Consider the following 15,385-nt stretch of genomic DNA (forward strand, 5'->3'; position numbering starts at 1 on the left):
CGGACACGGTAGTCGGCCGGGTGCCGGCCGGCCGCCGGGGTGACCTGTGATCTTCACCCCACCGGCCGGCCGGTCCGCTCAGTCCGCGAGGGCCGCCCGGACCTCGTCGCGCAGCAGCCCGACGTAGTCGCGCATCCAGCCCTCGACGGTCGCCCGGTCCCACAGGTCGGACGCGTACTCGGCCATCCCCACGAGCACGTCGCCCGCCGGGACGAGACCGAACGTGAACTCCGCCCGGGCGGCCGCGATCGCGAGGTCCTCGATCGCCACGGTCACCCCCGGCATGTCGATATCGGTCTCCAGGGAGTTCTGGTAGGCGAAGCCGACCGCGAGCCGGTCCGGCATCTCCGTCCCGTACCGCTCCCGCAGCAGGGGCGCCAGGTCCCGCGGCGGCATGAACGCGTCGATGCACGCGACCGACGTCCGGGCCACCTGATCGACCAGGTCGGTGAAGGAGGCGGCCTCCCCGTCGCGCACCCGCAGGGCGAACCCGGAGGTCGCGCAGGTCACGAGCGACTCGAACTCGCGGCGCCACCGGTTGGCGTAGGAGACGTTGAACACCACGTCGGACTGCCCGGACCGGCGGGCCATCAGCCGTCCCAGCGCCGCCGCGGTGACCGCGTAGGGCGTCGCCCCGCGGCGCCGCGCCAGCCGGTCCACGTCCGCGCGCACGCCGGCGGGCACCGTGAACATCACGACGCCGCCCCGCCCGCTCAGCTCCTCGGGGCGCGGCCGGTCGAGCGGCATGGCGACGCCGAACGGCGCGCCGTCCAGCTCGCGCTTCCAGAACGCCAGCTTGCGCTCCTCGACGGCCGGGTCGGTCTCCTCGCGCTGCCAGCGCGCGTACGCACCCGGCTGGCACGGGTCGGGTGCCAGCCCGTCGGGCAGGCCCTTCGCGGCCGAACCGTAGAGCGCGGCCAGCTCCTGAAGGATCAGGCTGACGGCCCAGCCGTCGCACACGGCGTGGTGCAGGACGAACAGCAGGATCCAGGTGCGCTCGCCGGAGCGCAGCAGGCGCAGCGCCGGTCCCGCACCGGCGGCGAGGTCGAACGGGGTCTCGGCGGCCTCGGCGGAGATCCGCGCCACCGCGGCCTCACGCTCCGCGGCGGGCAGCCCGGTCAGGTCCTCGACGGGCAGGGCGACGGGCCGGGCCCGCAGGACTTCCTGCTGCCAGTCGTCGCCGGCGGGGACGATGCGGGTGCGCAGGCCCTCGTGCCGGGCGACGAGCCGGGTCAGTGCGGTGTGCAGGGCGGGCACGTCCAGGTCGCCGGTGAGGGTCAGGCGCATGGCGACGTTGAACACCTGCGGCAGCGCGTGGGCCTGCTGGACCCGGGCGAAGTGGACCTGCTGATCGGTGGCGGGCACCCGGTGCTCGACGGCGTCGCCGCCGGAGGTGTCCTCGCCGCCGGAGGGCGCGCCCGCGAAGAACGCGGCCATGGCCCGCAGCGTGGGCCGCTCGTAGAAGCGCACCATCGGGTACTCGGCGCCGAACTCCTCCCGGGCCCGGTTGACCAGCCGGATCGCGGTGATCGAGTGGCCTCCCAGGTCGAAGAACGAGGCGTCGGGCGCGATCGAGCCGGCGTCGGTGCCGAACTCCTCGGCCCACAGGGCGCGGAGCCGCCGCTCCACGTCGTCCGAAGGCGACGGCCCGGCGGCGCTTTCCGTCCGGGGCGCCGGGGACGCGGCGGGCGCGGCCGTGACCAGGTCGGGGGCGGGCAGCCCGGCGCGGTCCAGCTTGCCGCCCGCGGTCACGGGCAGCGCGGCCAGGACCGTCCAGGCGCGCGGCACGAGGTACTCGGGCAGCCGCTCGGCCAGGGCGTCGGCCATGAGGTCGGCGAAGGCCTGCCGGTCGCCCTCGCCCTCCCCCACCGGGTCGGCGGGCACGGCGAAGGCGGCGAGGTACGCCTCGCCCCGGCCGTTGCGGCGCGCCAGGACGACGGCCTCGCGCACGCCTTCCAGGGAGTTGAGCGTGCGGGAGACCTCCTCCGGCTCGACGCGGAAGCCGCGGATCTTCACTTGGTCGTCGGTGCGGCCGCGGAACTGCAGCCTGCCGTCCGCGGTCCAGCGCACGAGGTCGCCCGTGCGGTAGAGGCGGGCGTCCGGGCCGCCGTCGGGGTCGGGCAGGAAGCGCCCGGCGTCCGCCTCGGGCCGGTGCAGGTAGCCGCGGGCCACGCCCGGCCCGCCGACATGGAGCTCCCCCACGCCGCCGACCGGCACCGGTGCGCCCGACTCGTCCAGCACGCGCAGGCGCACGTTGTCGACGGGGCGCCCGATCGCGATCTCCCCGGGCTCGCCACCGGACCCGTCCCCGGCGGCGACCGTCTCGGCGGTGCACAGCACCGTGACCTCGGTGGGCCCGTAGACGTTGACGACCTCGTACGGCGTGCCGGGCCGCGGCCGGGTGCGCAGCACGTCGCCGCCCATGAGCAGGTGGCGCAGCGGCGGCTGGGCGTCCGGCGCGAGCTGCAGCAGCGTCTCGCCGAGGGCCGTGGGCAGGATGGAGAACGTGACGCCCTGGTCCGCGTACCAGCGGGCGAGGGCGAGCGGGTCCTTGCGGACGGCATCGCCGGCGACGGTCAGCGAGGCGCCCGCGGTCAGCGCCGGCCAGACCTCCAGGACCGAGGCGTCGAAGCTCTGGCTGCAGACGACGGCGCTGCGGTCGGCGGAAGTGAACCCGAAGCGCCGGTGGTGCCACGCACAGAGGTCGGTGACGGCGCGGTGCGGGACGGCGACACCCTTGGGGGCGCCGGTGCTGCCCGAGGTGTAGATGACGTAGCACAGGGACTCGCCGCCGCCGGCGGGCGCCGCGGGGGCGGGGGTGCCGGCCGGGGTGTCGCCGGGCGACACGACGGCGACGCCCTCCTGCAGCCGGAGCCGCGCCGCGTCGGCGGGCGGCGAGACGAGGACGCGGGCGCCGGACTCGGCGATCACCTTCTCGGCGCGGGCCCGGCCGAGCGCGGGGTCCAGCGGGACGTACGGGCTGCCGGCCTTGAGGGCGGCGAGCATGGCGACGACGAGCTGGGCGGAGCGCGGCAGCCACAGGGCGACGGGTGCGCCGGCGGCGCCCCGCTCGCGGAGCACGGCGGCCAGCCGGCCGGCGTCCTCGTCCAGCTGACGGTAGGTCAGCACGCGGTCGCCGTCGGCCACGGCGGTGGCACCGGGCGCGGCCAGGGCCTGCCGCTCGACCAGCTCGTGGACGCCTGCCGCTGCCACGTCCCGCCGCGGCCCCCGCTCCCACTCGGCGGGCACGGGGCCGCCCGGCACGGCGGGTGTCACGGGTCCGCCGGGCACGGCCGGCGCGGCCGGCGGCGCGAGCCGGGACAGCGGGGTCTCCGGTGCCTCGACGGCGGCGGTCAGCAGGTCCCGGAAGACGGCGAAGAACCGCTCGGCGGTCTCCGCGTCGAACAGGTCGGTGTTGTACTCCAGGTGGCAGCGGATGCCCTGCGGCTGGTCGGTGAAGTAGACGGTGAAGTCCGTCAGGGCCTTGTCCGGGCCCGCCTCCAGGGGCGTCGCCCGCACGTCCGGCAGGTCGAAGCGGAACGGCTCGCTGCTCTCGAACTCGGCGAGCACCTGGAAGACCGGCGTGCGGTCGGTCACCCGCGGCGGGGCGAGCTCGCGCACCACCGCCTCGAAGGGGACGCCCGCGTGGTCGTACGCGTCGAGGGCGCGGCCGCGCACCCGGTCCAGCAGCGTGGCGAAGGACGGGTCCCCGGAGAGGTCGAAGCGCAGGGCCAGGGTGTTGACGAAGAACCCGAGCAGGTCCTCGGCCCGCTGCGGGCGGTCCGAGATCGCGGTTCCGATGACGATGTCGTCCTGCCCGGTGACACGGCGCAGCATGGCCGCGTACCCGGCGAGCAGGGTCATGAACAGGGTGCCGCGGCGGGCCCGGCTCAGCTCGCGCAGGCGCGCGGAGAGCTCCGGGTCGAGCGTGCGGAAGACGGCCCGGCCGTTGGACGTCATGACCGCGGGGCGCGGCCGGTCGGTGGGCAGGTTCAGAGCGGGCAGGTCGCCGCCGAGCGTCTCGCGCCAGTAGGCCAGGTCCGCTGCCGCCTCCGGACCCTCCAGGGCCGCGGCCTGCGTGCGGGCGTGCTCGGCGTAGCTCCAGGTGAGGGCGGGCAGCCCGGGGTCGGTGCCGTCGCGCCAGGACCGGTAGAGGGCCGACAGGTCGCGGGCGAGGACGATCGCGGAGGCGGCGTCGACCACGATGTGGTGGAGCGACAGCACGAGCACGTGCGCGTCGTCGGCGAGCTTCACGAGCCGGGTGACGAACAGGGGCCCTTCGGCGAGGTCGAAGCGGCGGGCGCTCTCGGCGGCCAGGGTCTCCCGCAGCGCCTCCTCCCCGCGCTCCGTGCCGTTCACGACCGCGAAGTCGGGTTCGGAGGGGGGCCGTACGACCTGGCGCGGCTCGCCGCCGGTCTCCCGGAAGACGGTCCGCAGGCCCTCGTGGCGGGCCACGAGGCCGCGCAGCGCCGCGCGCAGGGCGGGCACGTCCAGCGGGCCGTCGAGGCGGATCGCCTTGGTCTCGTTGTAGGCGGTGCGGCCCGGCAGCATGCGCTCCAGGAACCAGATCCGCTGCTGGGCCGGGGAGAGCGGGGCCTCCACGGGCGCGGGGGCGAGGACGGCGGCGGGCACCGGTGCGGGGTCCTCCGCCGCGGCTTCCCGGTAGCGGCGGCGCAGGGCGTCGACGTGGGTGAGGCTCGCGCGCAGTTCGCCGGGCGCGACGCCGAAGTCGACGAGCGAGACGAGCTCGTCGGCGCCGGCCGCGGTGACCGAGTCGACCACGGGCGAGACGCTGTCGACGGTGCCGATCAGCGCCCGCTGGTCGCAGTAGCGGTCGTAGGCGCGGCGGAACACGACGTCGAGGTCGTCCTCGCTGAGCGTGGAGAGGTCCACGTTGTGCCCGAGGCTGTTGGTGACGCCGCCGAACAGCGACAGCGACGCCCGCATGTAGCGCGACAGGGGTGCGTACGCCTCGGCGCGGGCCGTGTCGTGACGGTCGGCGAGATAGGTGTGCAGCAGGACGGCCACGCGGCCGGCGGCCGGGTCCAGGCCGTGCTCCTCGCGGGTACGGCGGTACAGCGCGATGTTCTCCGCGAGCTGTTCGACGCTCTGCGTCATCAGGTTGGTGACGATGCCGAGGTCGTGGCGGGCCGCGAGCGCGAACGAGGCCGGGTTGCCGACCACGGCCGTGTACATCGGCGGGACGTCCTGGACAGGCCGCGGGAAGAGCCGTACGTCGGCCTCGCCGTCACCGCCGGTCCGGCGCAGCGGCTCCCCCCGCCAGAACCGCCGCACCTGCTCCAGCTGCTCGTACATCGTCTCCTTGTGCCGGCCGAAGCGGTCGGGGAAGAAGACGAAGTCGTTGGCGTGCCAGCCGCTCGCGATGCCGATGCCGACGCGGCCCCCGGAGAGGTTGTCGGCCATCGACCACTCCTCCGCGACCCGGATCGGGTCGTGCAGCGGCAGGACGACGGACCCGGCGTTGAGCCGGATGCGACGGGTCTCCCGGGAGAGGGCGGCGGCGAGCACGGCGGGGTTGGGGAAGAGCCCGCCGAAGGAGTGGAAGTGCCGCTCGGGCATCCAGAGGGCGTGGAACCCGTTCCGGTCGGCGAACCGGGCGGTCTCCATGAGCAGTTCGTACTTGCCCTGCGAGTCGCCTTCCGCGGGATAGTCGCCGAAGAAGTAGACGCTGAAGTCGGGAGTGCGCGGGGTTGTCTGCGGCGCGGCCGAGGTAGCGGCCGCGGCCGCGTTCCAGGCGATGGAGGCGACGGGGCGCTCGGGCCCGCCGGGCCCGCTGCCGGCGGAGCCCGCCTGCGTGCCGGGCTCGCCCAGCCCCTCACGGCCGAGGGCCTGCCCCGTGCCGGGCTCGCTCGGCTCCAGCGGACCGGAAGCCCGCCCCTTGCCAGGCGCACTCGGCTCCAGCAGACCGGAAGCCCCTTGTGTTCTCAGCCCGTCCGGCGATTGAGGACCGGGGTCCGGGGCGGAGCCCCGGGGCGGGGCCGCCGGTTCCGGCGCCCTGGCAGCCACGGTGACCAGGTCCGCCACGGACGCACCACCGGCCGCAGGCACCGGCGTCACCGCGCGGGTACCCGGAAAGAACCCCGCCCCCCGCAACTCCCGCAGGGAACCCCTGACCGCGTCCGCGATGAACTCCAGGTCACCGTCGGAGTGCGCGGTGGAGAGGAAGAAGTTCCGCCACTCCCACACGTGCACGCCGCGCAGCATCAGGTGGTGGTAGAGCAGCTCCATGTCCGCCCGGTGGTCGAACCGGAACTGCGAGCCGAAGTGGCTGATGCGCAGCGGGAGCTCCTCCGCCTCGAAGAAGGCGTTGAGCGTCCCGGCCAGCTCGGCCGTCCGCGCGTTGAGCCGCTCCTGGAGCAGCGGGCTGTGCTCCTTGAGGTGCGTGAGGACGGCCCGCGCGGCCACCATCGACACGGGGTGCTGGATGTACGTGCCGCCGAAGAACGTGGTGTCCGCGGGCGGGTAGCTGTCGTCGCCGTAGGACCAGTGGCCGCCGTCGACGCCGTCCATGATGTCGGCGCGGCCGGCGATGGCCCCGATGGGGAAGCCGCCGCCGAGCAGCTTGCCGTAGGTGGCGAGGTCGGGCGTGACGCCGTAGAGCTCCTGGGCGCCGCGGAGCGCGGGGCGGAAGCCCGTCAGCATCTCGTCGAACATGAGGACGATGCCGTGGCGGGTGGTGAGTTCGCGCAGCTTGCGCACGAACTCGACGGGCTGCAGCGCGGGGTGCCTGCTCTGCACGGGCTCGATGATCACGGCGGCGATGTCGCCGGCGTGCTGCTCGATGGCCTCCAGGGAGGCGTCGCTGCCGTAGTCGAGGACCATCAGGTCCGCGACGGCGCTGTCCGGGATGCCGCGGGAGACCGGCACGGTGATCCGGCTCTCCGGGGAGCCGGAGGGGCGGCCGAGGACGGTGTCGGCGTGGCCGTGGTACGCGCCGAGGAAGGTGACGATCTTGTTGCGGCCGGTGGCGGAGCGGGCGAGGCGGATCGCCGCGGAGTTGGCCTCCGTGCCGGAGTTGGCGAAGGCCACGCGCTCCATGCCGGTCAGCCCGGCCAGCAGCTCGGCCGCCTCGCCGGTCTCGGCGTTGCGGGGGCCGAGCTGGATGCCGCGGGAGAGGTGCTCGCGGACGGCTTCGGTGACGAAGGCCGGCTCGTGGCCGAAGAGGAGCACGCCGAAGCCCATGGTGATGTCGACGTACTCGTTGCCGTCGACGTCCTGCAGGCGGGCGCCGCTCGCCCGGCGGCCGGCGATGGGGTAGAGCATCTCCTTCGTGCCGCTGCGGAAGCCGACGACGGCGCGGCTGTCGGCGAGGACGCGGCGGTAGCGCTGGGCGAGCTGCTTGGAGGCGGGGGTCTTCGCGGTGTAGCGGCGTACGAGGTCGGCCAGGTGCTCCTGCTGGGCGCGCGGGGCACCGCCCCGGACCATCCCGGAGCCGCGCGGGACGGTCACGCGGGGGCCGTGCACGCGGCGCGGCGCGGCGGCCTGCTCCGCGGCCGCCGCATGGGCCGGGGCTGCCGGCTCGCCCGGGACCGCCGGTTCCTCCGGGACGGCCGGCTTGCCCGAAGCCCCGGGACGCCCCGGTGCCGCCGTGGCAGGCGGCCCGCCCGCGGCCGCCGGTTTCTCCGGGCCCGGTTTCCCCGTGCCCGCCGCCGGGCTCCCGGTGCCCGCCGGCCCGCCGCCGATCTGCCCGGCGATGCGCCGCGAGAGCTCGGCCATGGCCGCGAGGTCCCGGTCGAGGGCCGCGGAGGCGGCGTCGAGGCCGGTCACCGGGCCACCGCCGCCGTGCCGTTGAGCGCGGACGTCGCGGCTGCCGTCTGGAGGGCCAGCAGCTGGGAGAGCTGGGACATCATCTGCAGCTGTATCTGCGATATCTGCTGCAGCCTGTGGGCGAGGTCCTCCAGCTCCCGGCGCGTGGCGTACTCGGGGGCGCCGGCCGCCGGAGCGACAGGCTCCGGGGCGACGGACGCGGGGGCCGCGGAGGCGGCCGGTGCCGGCGCGGCGGGCCACTGCCCGGCGGCGGGCCGCGGCGCGACCGGCCGCTCCGCCACAGGCGGTGCCGGCGGCACGGCCGGCACCGCGGCGGACCCCGCGGGCACGGCCGCCCCGAGCCCCTCCCCCGTCATCCGGCTCACGATCAGCTCCGCGAGCCGGAGCGGCGTCCCGGTCTCCTCGAACAGCTCCCGCATCGAGACCTTGACCTTGTACTCCTGCTCCAGCTCGCGCAGCGCGCTGATCATCTGGAGCGAGTCGGCGCCGAGGTCGAAGAAGGAGGTCTCGCCGGCGATGGCGTCCGGGTCGTGCCCGAGGTGCCGGGCGGCCGACTCGACGATGCTTCGGACGACCCGCTCGACCGCTGCCTGGTGCTGTACCACAGTGGCTCCATCTGTCGCTGGTGTTCCGGTACGTACGGCCGTCAACTCCGGCCCTGTCCAGTAGTCCTTGTGCTGGAAGCGGTAGCCCGGCAGCGGGATCCGGCGGCCGCCGCTGCCCGCCAGCAGCGGCCGCCAGTCCAGGTCCGCGCCCGCGCAGTGCAGGCCCGCCGCCGCGGCCCACAGGGCGCCGAGGCCGGTGCCGCGGCGCAGCGACGGCAGGGCGCGCGCGTCCGGCAGGGCCCGGCGCGCCAGGCCGCTCAGCGTGGTGTGGGGGCCGATCTCGACCACGGCCGCAGGCGTCTGCGCGCCCACGGTGCGCAGCGCTTCGTCGAAGCGCACGGGCTCCCGGGTGTGGCGCAGGAAGTACGCGGTGTCCGGCGTCCAGCCGGGCGCCCGGAGCGCCCCGTCCAGTGCGCTGACGAAGGGGATCCGGGTGGGCCGGAAGGCGACCTCGCCGAGCACCGCCCGGAAGTCCTCCAGCACCGGCTCCATGAGGGCGGTGTGGAAGGCGCGTTCCACGGGGAGGCGTTCGCCGGGCGTGCCGCGCTCCTCCAGCAGGGCGAGCACCCGGTCCACGGCGGCGACGGGCCCGGCGAGGACGTGGGAGCGCTCGCCGTTGGCCACCGACAGCTCCGCGCCCGGGACTTCGGCGGCGAGGGCGAGGGCCGCGCCGCGGGTGAGCGGGACGGCGGCCATCGCGCCGGGGGCGCAGAGCTTCTGCATCAGCCGGCCGCGTGCGGCGGTCAGGCGCAGGCCGTCCTCCAGCGTGAGGGCTCCGGCTGCGTGGAGGGCCGCGTACTCGCCGACGCTGTGCCCGGTGACGGTGCCGGGGGCGACGCCGGTGTCCTGCCAGAGCCGCGTGAGCGCGCACTGCAGCGCGAAGAGGGCGGGCTGGGCGGTGTCGGTGGCCCACACGGAGTCCGCGCCGGTGGTCCCGGCGGTGCCGAGCAGTCCGTCGAGCAGGGAGCCGCCGCCGAGGTCGCGGTGGTGGTGCTCGCAGGCGTCGAGCACGTCCCGTACGGCGGGGAAGCGCTCGTAGAGCTCTCCGGCCATGCCGGGGTACGGGCTGGCCTGGCCGGTGTACTGGAAGACGATGGCGGGCGCGCCGTCGCGCGGCGCCGTCCCGGCGGTGACGGCCGCGGAGTCCGTGCCCGTGAGCCGGGCGTCGAGGGCGGCGGCGAGCGCGGCGGGCGTGGTGCCGCGGACGGCCAGCCGGTGGCGCCCGTGGGTGCGGCCGAGCGCGGCGGTGGTCACGAGGTCGGCGAGCGGGGTGCCGGGCCGCTCCCGCAGCCGGTCGCGGAAGGCGCGGGCGTTGGCGGTCAGCGCCTCCTCGCTGCTGCCGGAGACCAGCAGGACGTCCGGCGGGGGTGCGGCGGCAGCCGGGCGGGGCGCCGGCTCGGGGGCCTGTTCGAGGACGAGGTGGACGTTGGTGCCGCCGATGCCCAGCGAGGTCAGGCCCGCGCGGCGCGGGCGGCCGTCCTCCGGCCAGGGCTGGGCGGTGGCCGGTATGTAGAAGGGGCTGCCGTCCAGGGCGAGCAGCGGGTTGGGGGTGGTGAAGTTCGCGATCGGCGGGATGACGCCGTGCTCCAGGACGAGCAGCGTCTTGATCAGGCCGGCCAGGCCGGAGGCCACGTCGAGGTGGCCGATGTTGGCCTTCGTCGAACCGAGCGCGCAGTACTGGGTGCGGTCGGTGTCCTCGCGGTACGCGGCCGTGGCGCCGTCGAACTCGATGGGGTCGCCCTTGAGGGTGCCGGTGCCGTGGGTCTCCAGATAGCCGATGGTGTCCGCGCCGACGCCGGCCCGGTCCAGGGCGCGGCGGACGGCGGCGCGCTGGCCGCCGGCGCTGGGCGCGCTGTACGCCTTCTTGTCCGCGCCGTCGTTGGTGACGCCCCAGCCGCGGATGACGCCGCGCACGGTGTCGCCGTCGGCCAGCGCCCGGTCCAGCCGCTTCAGGACGACGGCGGCGACGCCCGTGCCGCCGACGGTGCCGTCGGCGCCCGCGTCGAAGGCGCGCAGCCGGCCGGACTTCGAGAGGATGGAGCCCTTGACGTACTGGTAGCCGAGGACCTGGGGGACGTGGACGGCCGTGGCGCCGGCGAGGGCGAGGTCGCAGTCGTCCGCGAGCAGCGCCTGCGCGGCCGTCTGGACCGCCACGAGCGAGCTGGAGCAGGCGGTCTGGACGTTGACGGCGGGGCCGGTGAGGCCGAGCCGGTAGGCGGTGCGGGTGGCGGTGAAGTCGGGGGCGTTGCCGGTCACGATCTGCATGCCCGCCATCCAGTTGCCGGCGGGCGTGCTCGGGAGGACGTTGTTGAGCTGGTAGGTCTGCAGCGTGTACAGGTGGTAGCCCGTGGTGGCGTAGACGCCTACGCGGCTGCCGTCGCGCTCGTCCGGGTATCCCGCGTTCTCCAGGGCGTGCTGGGCGCACTCCAGGAACAGGCGCTGCTGCGGGTCGGTGAGCTGCGCCTCGCGGGCGCTCATCCCGAAGTGCGGGGCGTCGAAGCCGGTGATGTCGTCCAGGATCCCGGAGGCTCCGACGAAGTCGGGGGCCTCGTAGCGCTCGGCGGGCACACCGGCCGCGGCGAGCTCCTCGTCGGTGAAGCGGGTGATGCAGTCGGTGCCGTCGCGGATGATGCGCCAGAAGTCCTCGGGGGTGTCCGCGCCCGGCAGCCGGAAGGCCAGTCCGATGACGGCGACGGCCCGGTCGGTGCGGGGCCCGTGGTGGGGCGTGGGTGTCATGAGCTGCGGCCTTCCGCCGTCGATACGTCCCGGGCCGCCTGGTCGTCGCGGCCGCCGGGCCGGTCCGGGCTCCGGGTGGGGGTCCTGCCGCGGATGAGGAGCACGGCGAGCAGGACGACGCACAGGGCGATGGCCAGCCCGTGGAAGGCGGCCACGACCTGCAGCGGTGAGAACGGCTCCAGCAGGGCCGCGCTGACGATCATGCCGAGGCCGAAGCCGGTGTTCTCGGCCGAGGCGGACAGCCCGAAGAGCCGGCCGCGCTCGGCATCGGGGGCGGCCTGGAGGCGGGAGACGTACACGATCTCCGTGAAGCCGTCGGCCATGCCGGCGACCAGCGCGGCGATGAGGGTGGGCACGGTGGGCAGGCCCGCGAAGACGACGATGAACGCCGCTGACATCAGGCACGCCCCGAGCGCGAACGCCCGCTCCCCCGGGGTGCGGCCGGTCTTCTTGGTGACCCGGCCGAAGAGCTGCTGCGCGACGATGTTGCCGATGGCCCAGGTGGCCCAGAACTGGCTGATGAACGTGGCCGGGTGGGCGGGGTCCAGGCTGTCCGAGTAGATGGGCAGCGCCACGTTGTGGGACGAGGAGCCCAGTCCGTCCACCGCCCGCACGGCGATCATCACGGCGAGCAGGGGTGCCGTGCGCAGCAGCATCCGGGCGAAGCCGCCCGCGGCGCCGGCCCCCTCCTGCTCCGCGCCCGCGGCCCCGGCTTCCGAGGCGTCCTCGGCGGCCGCCCGGGTCCGTACGGGCAGCAGGAACAGGACGCTCGCGGAGATCACGAAGGTGACGGCGTCCAGGGCGAAGGCCGTGGAGTAGCCGAGCTGTGCCACGACCAGGCCCGAGGACGCGAAGCCCGCGATCATGGCGAGCGAGCGGCCGGTGACGAGCAGGCCGTTGGCGCGGGCCCGGTGCTCGGCCCCGACGATCTCCGGCACGCTGGTGCGCAGCGCGACCTGGGAGAGCGTCGAGCAGGAGCCGGTGATCACCGCCAGGGCGAAGAGCAGGCCGACGCGGGCGCCGTCCGGGGCGAGCAGCAGCGCGAGCAGGGCGATCGCCTGTGTGAGGTCGGCGCCGGCCATCAGGCGCTTGCGGTCGCGGGTGGAGACCAGGCGTCCGGCCACGAAGCCCGCGAGCACGCTGGTCACGAGGCGTACGGCCATGAAGAGGCCGGCGGTGAGCGCGCTGCCGGTGACGTGGTAGATGAAGACGTTCAGCGCCACCATGTTCAGGTAGCTGCCGTACGCCGAGATGCCGTTGCCGACGACGAGCAGGCGGAAGTGCCCCACGCGCGGTCCCCCTCCGGTCGCTCCGGGCTTGTGGTGCCGCGGTCGGCGGCTTCTTTCACATTCGCCCGGTTCGAAGCGGGGCTGGAGCCGCGGAAGTTGGGGACTTGACAGCCGACCGGCCTTTGATTATGGGGCTATTGACCGGGCGGTCACTCTTTTTTGCTTGCATTTAGCAGAGTTCGTGGTTAGATCCCTCTAAAGCGTCGCGCGGGTGGAGGAACTCCGCCCGCGGCCGGCCGCAGGTCACCCATGCCGAGCGGCTCCGCCAGCCACATGGAGACGAGATGCCCGGCCGCAGCGTCCAGACGGGACCGCCGCGCCTGTCGCCCCGCGAGCGGCAGGTGCTGACCCACATCGGCGCCGGGCTCACCTACCACCAGACGGCCAGGCGACTCGGTATCAGCGTCCACACCGTCGGCACCTACCTGCGCCGCATCCGCGCCAAACGCCCGGCGCCCACGCTCGCGGACCTGGTCCGCCTCAGCATCAACCAGGACGCGAGCCGGAGCGGCTGAACGGAAACAGCCCCCGGATCCGCGGTGCGGTTCCGGGGGCTGTTCGTGGAGGCGCTGCGTCAGTCGGCGGTGCCGACCGGCTCGGGCCGGGCCTCGGCCGGGTCGGCAGCGCGGGCGGCCTCGGCCTTCTTGGCCTTGATCCGCATGATGACCAGCGAGCCGACCCCGAAGAGCACGGCGGCGATCAGGCCGTACATGGAGAACTTCTTCAGCCACTCCTCGGCGACCTTGCCGACGTAGTAGATCACCGCGACGGTGCCGCCGGCCCAGACGACGCCGCCGAGCACGTTGGCGATCAGGAACTTCCAGTACGGCATCCTCAGCACGCCCGCGAGCGGGCCGGCGAAGATCCGCAGCAGGGCGATGAAGCGGCCGACGAAGACGGCCCACATGCCCCACTTCTCGAAGGACCGCTCGGCCGTGGCGACGTGGTGCGGCCCGAAGTGCTTGGGGAACTTCCGGCCGAGCCACTCCAGCAGCGGTCGGCCGCCCTTGCGGCCGATCAGGTATCCGATGGAGTCACCGATGATCGCACCCGCGACGGCACACGCGCCCAGCACCCAAGGGTTGATGTGGTCCTGGGTGGCGGCCATCAGCGTGGCACTGACGAGGACGATCTCACCGGGAAGCGGAATACCCAGGCTCTCCAGCCCGATGACCCCGCCCACCAAGAGGTAGACGGCGATCGCCGGTACCGTTTCGAGCCACTCCTGGATGTGCAACGCCGGTTCCTCCCCGGTTTGACGATCTCTTCCCGGCGTGCGCCGCGGGGCGCACGCCGGGAAGCCTACTGGAGGAGAGGACTCCCTCAGGCGCCCGCAGGTTGCGGCGGACCGGCTACTTGTTCGGCCGGAGGGTCCAGACGACCGTCATTTCGCCGGTCACCGCGCCGTCCTCACGGGTGATCGCCACGTGTACGGGGAATTCCGGGCGGCCGCCCGCGTCCAGCTCGGCGACGACGTCGGCGGCCGGGCGACCGAGCTCGGCGGTGGCGGTGACGGGGCCCATGGCGAGCTTCTTGTAGCCGATCTCGGCACTGACGGCCAGCGGCACCGCGCGCGAGAGCTGGTCGCCGAAGGCGGCGAGGACGATCGCGCCGCTCGCGGACTCGGCGAGGGTGAACATCGCGCCGGCGTGCGGGCCCCCGACGTGGTTGTGGTAGTCGGGCTGGTCGGGCAGGCGGACGACGGCGCGCTCCGCTCCCGCCTCCTCGAAGACGAGGTTGAGCGTCTTGGCCATGGGCACGGTGGCCAGGAGCATGTCGCCGATCGAGGGCTGGGTGGTCTCAGACATACCCGCAAGTTACCAGTCAGTAGTAACGGCGGGGAAGGGGTGGCCTCACCGGGATCACCATCTGCCTCTATGGTTATCGGCCATGTGGCCAGGACAGCAGCCGCCCGGGGGCGAGCAGAACCCGCAGGACCCGAATCCCTACAAGACACCGGTGCCCCCGTCAGGGCCGCCGTCCGGCGCGCAGCCGGGCTACCCGCAGCCCAACCCCTACCAGCAGCCGCCGACCCTCCAGCAGCCGAATCCGTACCAGCAGCAGCCCCCCGGCCCGCCGCAGCCCGGTGGGCCGGCCGGCGGTCAGCAGTGGCACACGCCGGCCCCGGCCGGTGCACCCGGGCCGCCGCGCGACAACCGCAAGCGGACCACGATCATCGCGATCACCGCGGCGGTCGCCGTGGTGGCCGCCGCCGTGATCACCGGTGTCGTCGTCCTGAAGGACGACGACACGGAGAACGTGGCGCACAACGACCCGACGAAGGCGCCCACCGCGGCCCCCTCCGCTTCCTCGGCAGCGCCGTCGCAGAGCGCGAGCGAGGACCCGGCGGACAACCCGCGGGCGAACGTCGAGGTCAAGCCCGTGATCGACGGCTGGAAGGTCGTCACCAACAGCAAGCGGCACATCGCCTACGACGTGCCGCCGGAGTGGAAGGTCGCCTCCCCGGGATCGAGCATCGGCTTCCAGGACGAGGACGACCACTCCTTCCCGCCCAACGGCAAGGGCATCAGCATGACCGGAGTGGCGAAGTTCAACGAGGACCGGTGCGAGCAGGGCGCCAACCCGGTCGCCGCCGGCACCAAGGGCGCCCAGGGCGCCAAGAGCGAGGCCGACGCCGCCGAGAACGAGGCGCTGAACTGGCTCTTCTGGGGCTTCGACCAGAAGAAGACCGGGAAGTTCAACTACTCCAAGGGCAAGGAGTTCAAGAGCGACCACGGCATCACCGGCACCTCCTCCTCGGCGACGGTCACGGGCATCGCGAAGAAGCGCCACTGCGCCGGCAGCGGCAAGTCCGCGACGGTGACGTACAAGGACGTCACCGGCGACCTCGCCACCTGGTGCCTCTACAGCGTCACGGGCACCGAGGACGAGGTGCCCGACGACGTCATCAAGAAGATCATGAGCTCCCTCAGGCCCCTGAAGACCTCCTGATCTCCTGAGCTCCTC

General features: G+C 74.3%; 7 protein-coding genes. 2 read left to right on the plus strand and 5 right to left on the minus strand.

What is annotated here, in order from left to right:
- Nucleotides 1-78: 78 nt before the first annotated feature.
- The 3 genes from IF61_RS0101885 to IF61_RS0101895 are packed head-to-tail and all read right to left on the minus strand — an operon-like array spanning nt 79 to nt 12,418.
- Nucleotides 79-7,788, minus strand: coding sequence for a non-ribosomal peptide synthetase (locus IF61_RS0101885; RefSeq protein ID WP_043187363.1), 7,710 nt, complete (start codon nt 7,786-7,788; stop codon nt 79-81).
- The gene (locus IF61_RS0101890) at nt 7,785-11,129 is read right to left on the minus strand and encodes a type I polyketide synthase (RefSeq protein ID WP_043187366.1); all 3,345 of its coding nucleotides are present in this window, start codon (nt 11,127-11,129) and stop codon (nt 7,785-7,787) included. The genes IF61_RS0101885 and IF61_RS0101890 overlap by 4 nt, the downstream gene beginning before the upstream one ends.
- Nucleotides 11,126-12,418, minus strand: coding sequence for an MFS transporter (locus IF61_RS0101895; protein WP_030364394.1), 1,293 nt, complete (start codon nt 12,416-12,418; stop codon nt 11,126-11,128). Before IF61_RS0101895 ends, IF61_RS0101890 begins: the two co-directional genes overlap by 4 nt.
- 284 nt (nt 12,419-12,702) lie before the next feature.
- On the opposite strand from IF61_RS0101895, the gene IF61_RS0101900 reads away from it, so the two are divergent.
- The gene (locus IF61_RS0101900; RefSeq protein WP_030364395.1) at nt 12,703-12,933 is read left to right on the plus strand and encodes a response regulator transcription factor; all 231 of its coding nucleotides are present in this window, start codon (nt 12,703-12,705) and stop codon (nt 12,931-12,933) included.
- Between the two features lie 59 nt (nt 12,934-12,992).
- On the opposite strand, the gene IF61_RS0101905 is transcribed toward IF61_RS0101900, so the two are convergent.
- Both IF61_RS0101905 and IF61_RS0101910 read right to left on the minus strand, forming a co-directional pair.
- On the minus strand, nt 12,993-13,655 hold the full coding sequence (locus IF61_RS0101905; RefSeq protein WP_030364396.1) for a DedA family protein: 663 nt from the start codon (nt 13,653-13,655) through the stop codon (nt 12,993-12,995).
- A gap of 115 nt (nt 13,656-13,770) precedes the next feature.
- Nucleotides 13,771-14,226, minus strand: coding sequence for a DUF4442 domain-containing protein (locus tag IF61_RS0101910; RefSeq protein WP_030364397.1), 456 nt, complete (start codon nt 14,224-14,226; stop codon nt 13,771-13,773).
- An 82-nt stretch (nt 14,227-14,308) separates the two neighbouring features.
- Between IF61_RS0101910 and IF61_RS0101915 the strand changes: the two genes are divergently transcribed.
- Nucleotides 14,309-15,370: a DUF8017 domain-containing protein gene (locus tag IF61_RS0101915; protein WP_030364398.1), complete on the plus strand. Its 1,062-nt coding sequence runs from the start codon at nt 14,309-14,311 to the stop codon at nt 15,368-15,370.
- Nucleotides 15,371-15,385: the final 15 nt, after the last annotated feature.

The sequence above is a fragment of the Streptomyces roseoverticillatus genome (genome assembly GCF_000719265.1).
GTDB classification, from domain to species: domain Bacteria; phylum Actinomycetota; class Actinomycetes; order Streptomycetales; family Streptomycetaceae; genus Streptomyces; species Streptomyces roseoverticillatus.

Coding starts and splice junctions, on each gene's coding strand:
- IF61_RS0101890 (WP_043187366.1), bottom strand. CDS start 11,129: ATGACACCCACGCCCCACCACGGGCCCCGCACCGACCGGGCCGTCGCC.
- IF61_RS0101900 (WP_030364395.1), top strand. CDS start 12,703: ATGCCCGGCCGCAGCGTCCAGACGGGACCGCCGCGCCTGTCGCCCCGC.
- IF61_RS0101910 (WP_030364397.1), bottom strand. CDS start 14,226: ATGTCTGAGACCACCCAGCCCTCGATCGGCGACATGCTCCTGGCCACC.
- IF61_RS0101915 (WP_030364398.1), top strand. CDS start 14,309: ATGTGGCCAGGACAGCAGCCGCCCGGGGGCGAGCAGAACCCGCAGGAC.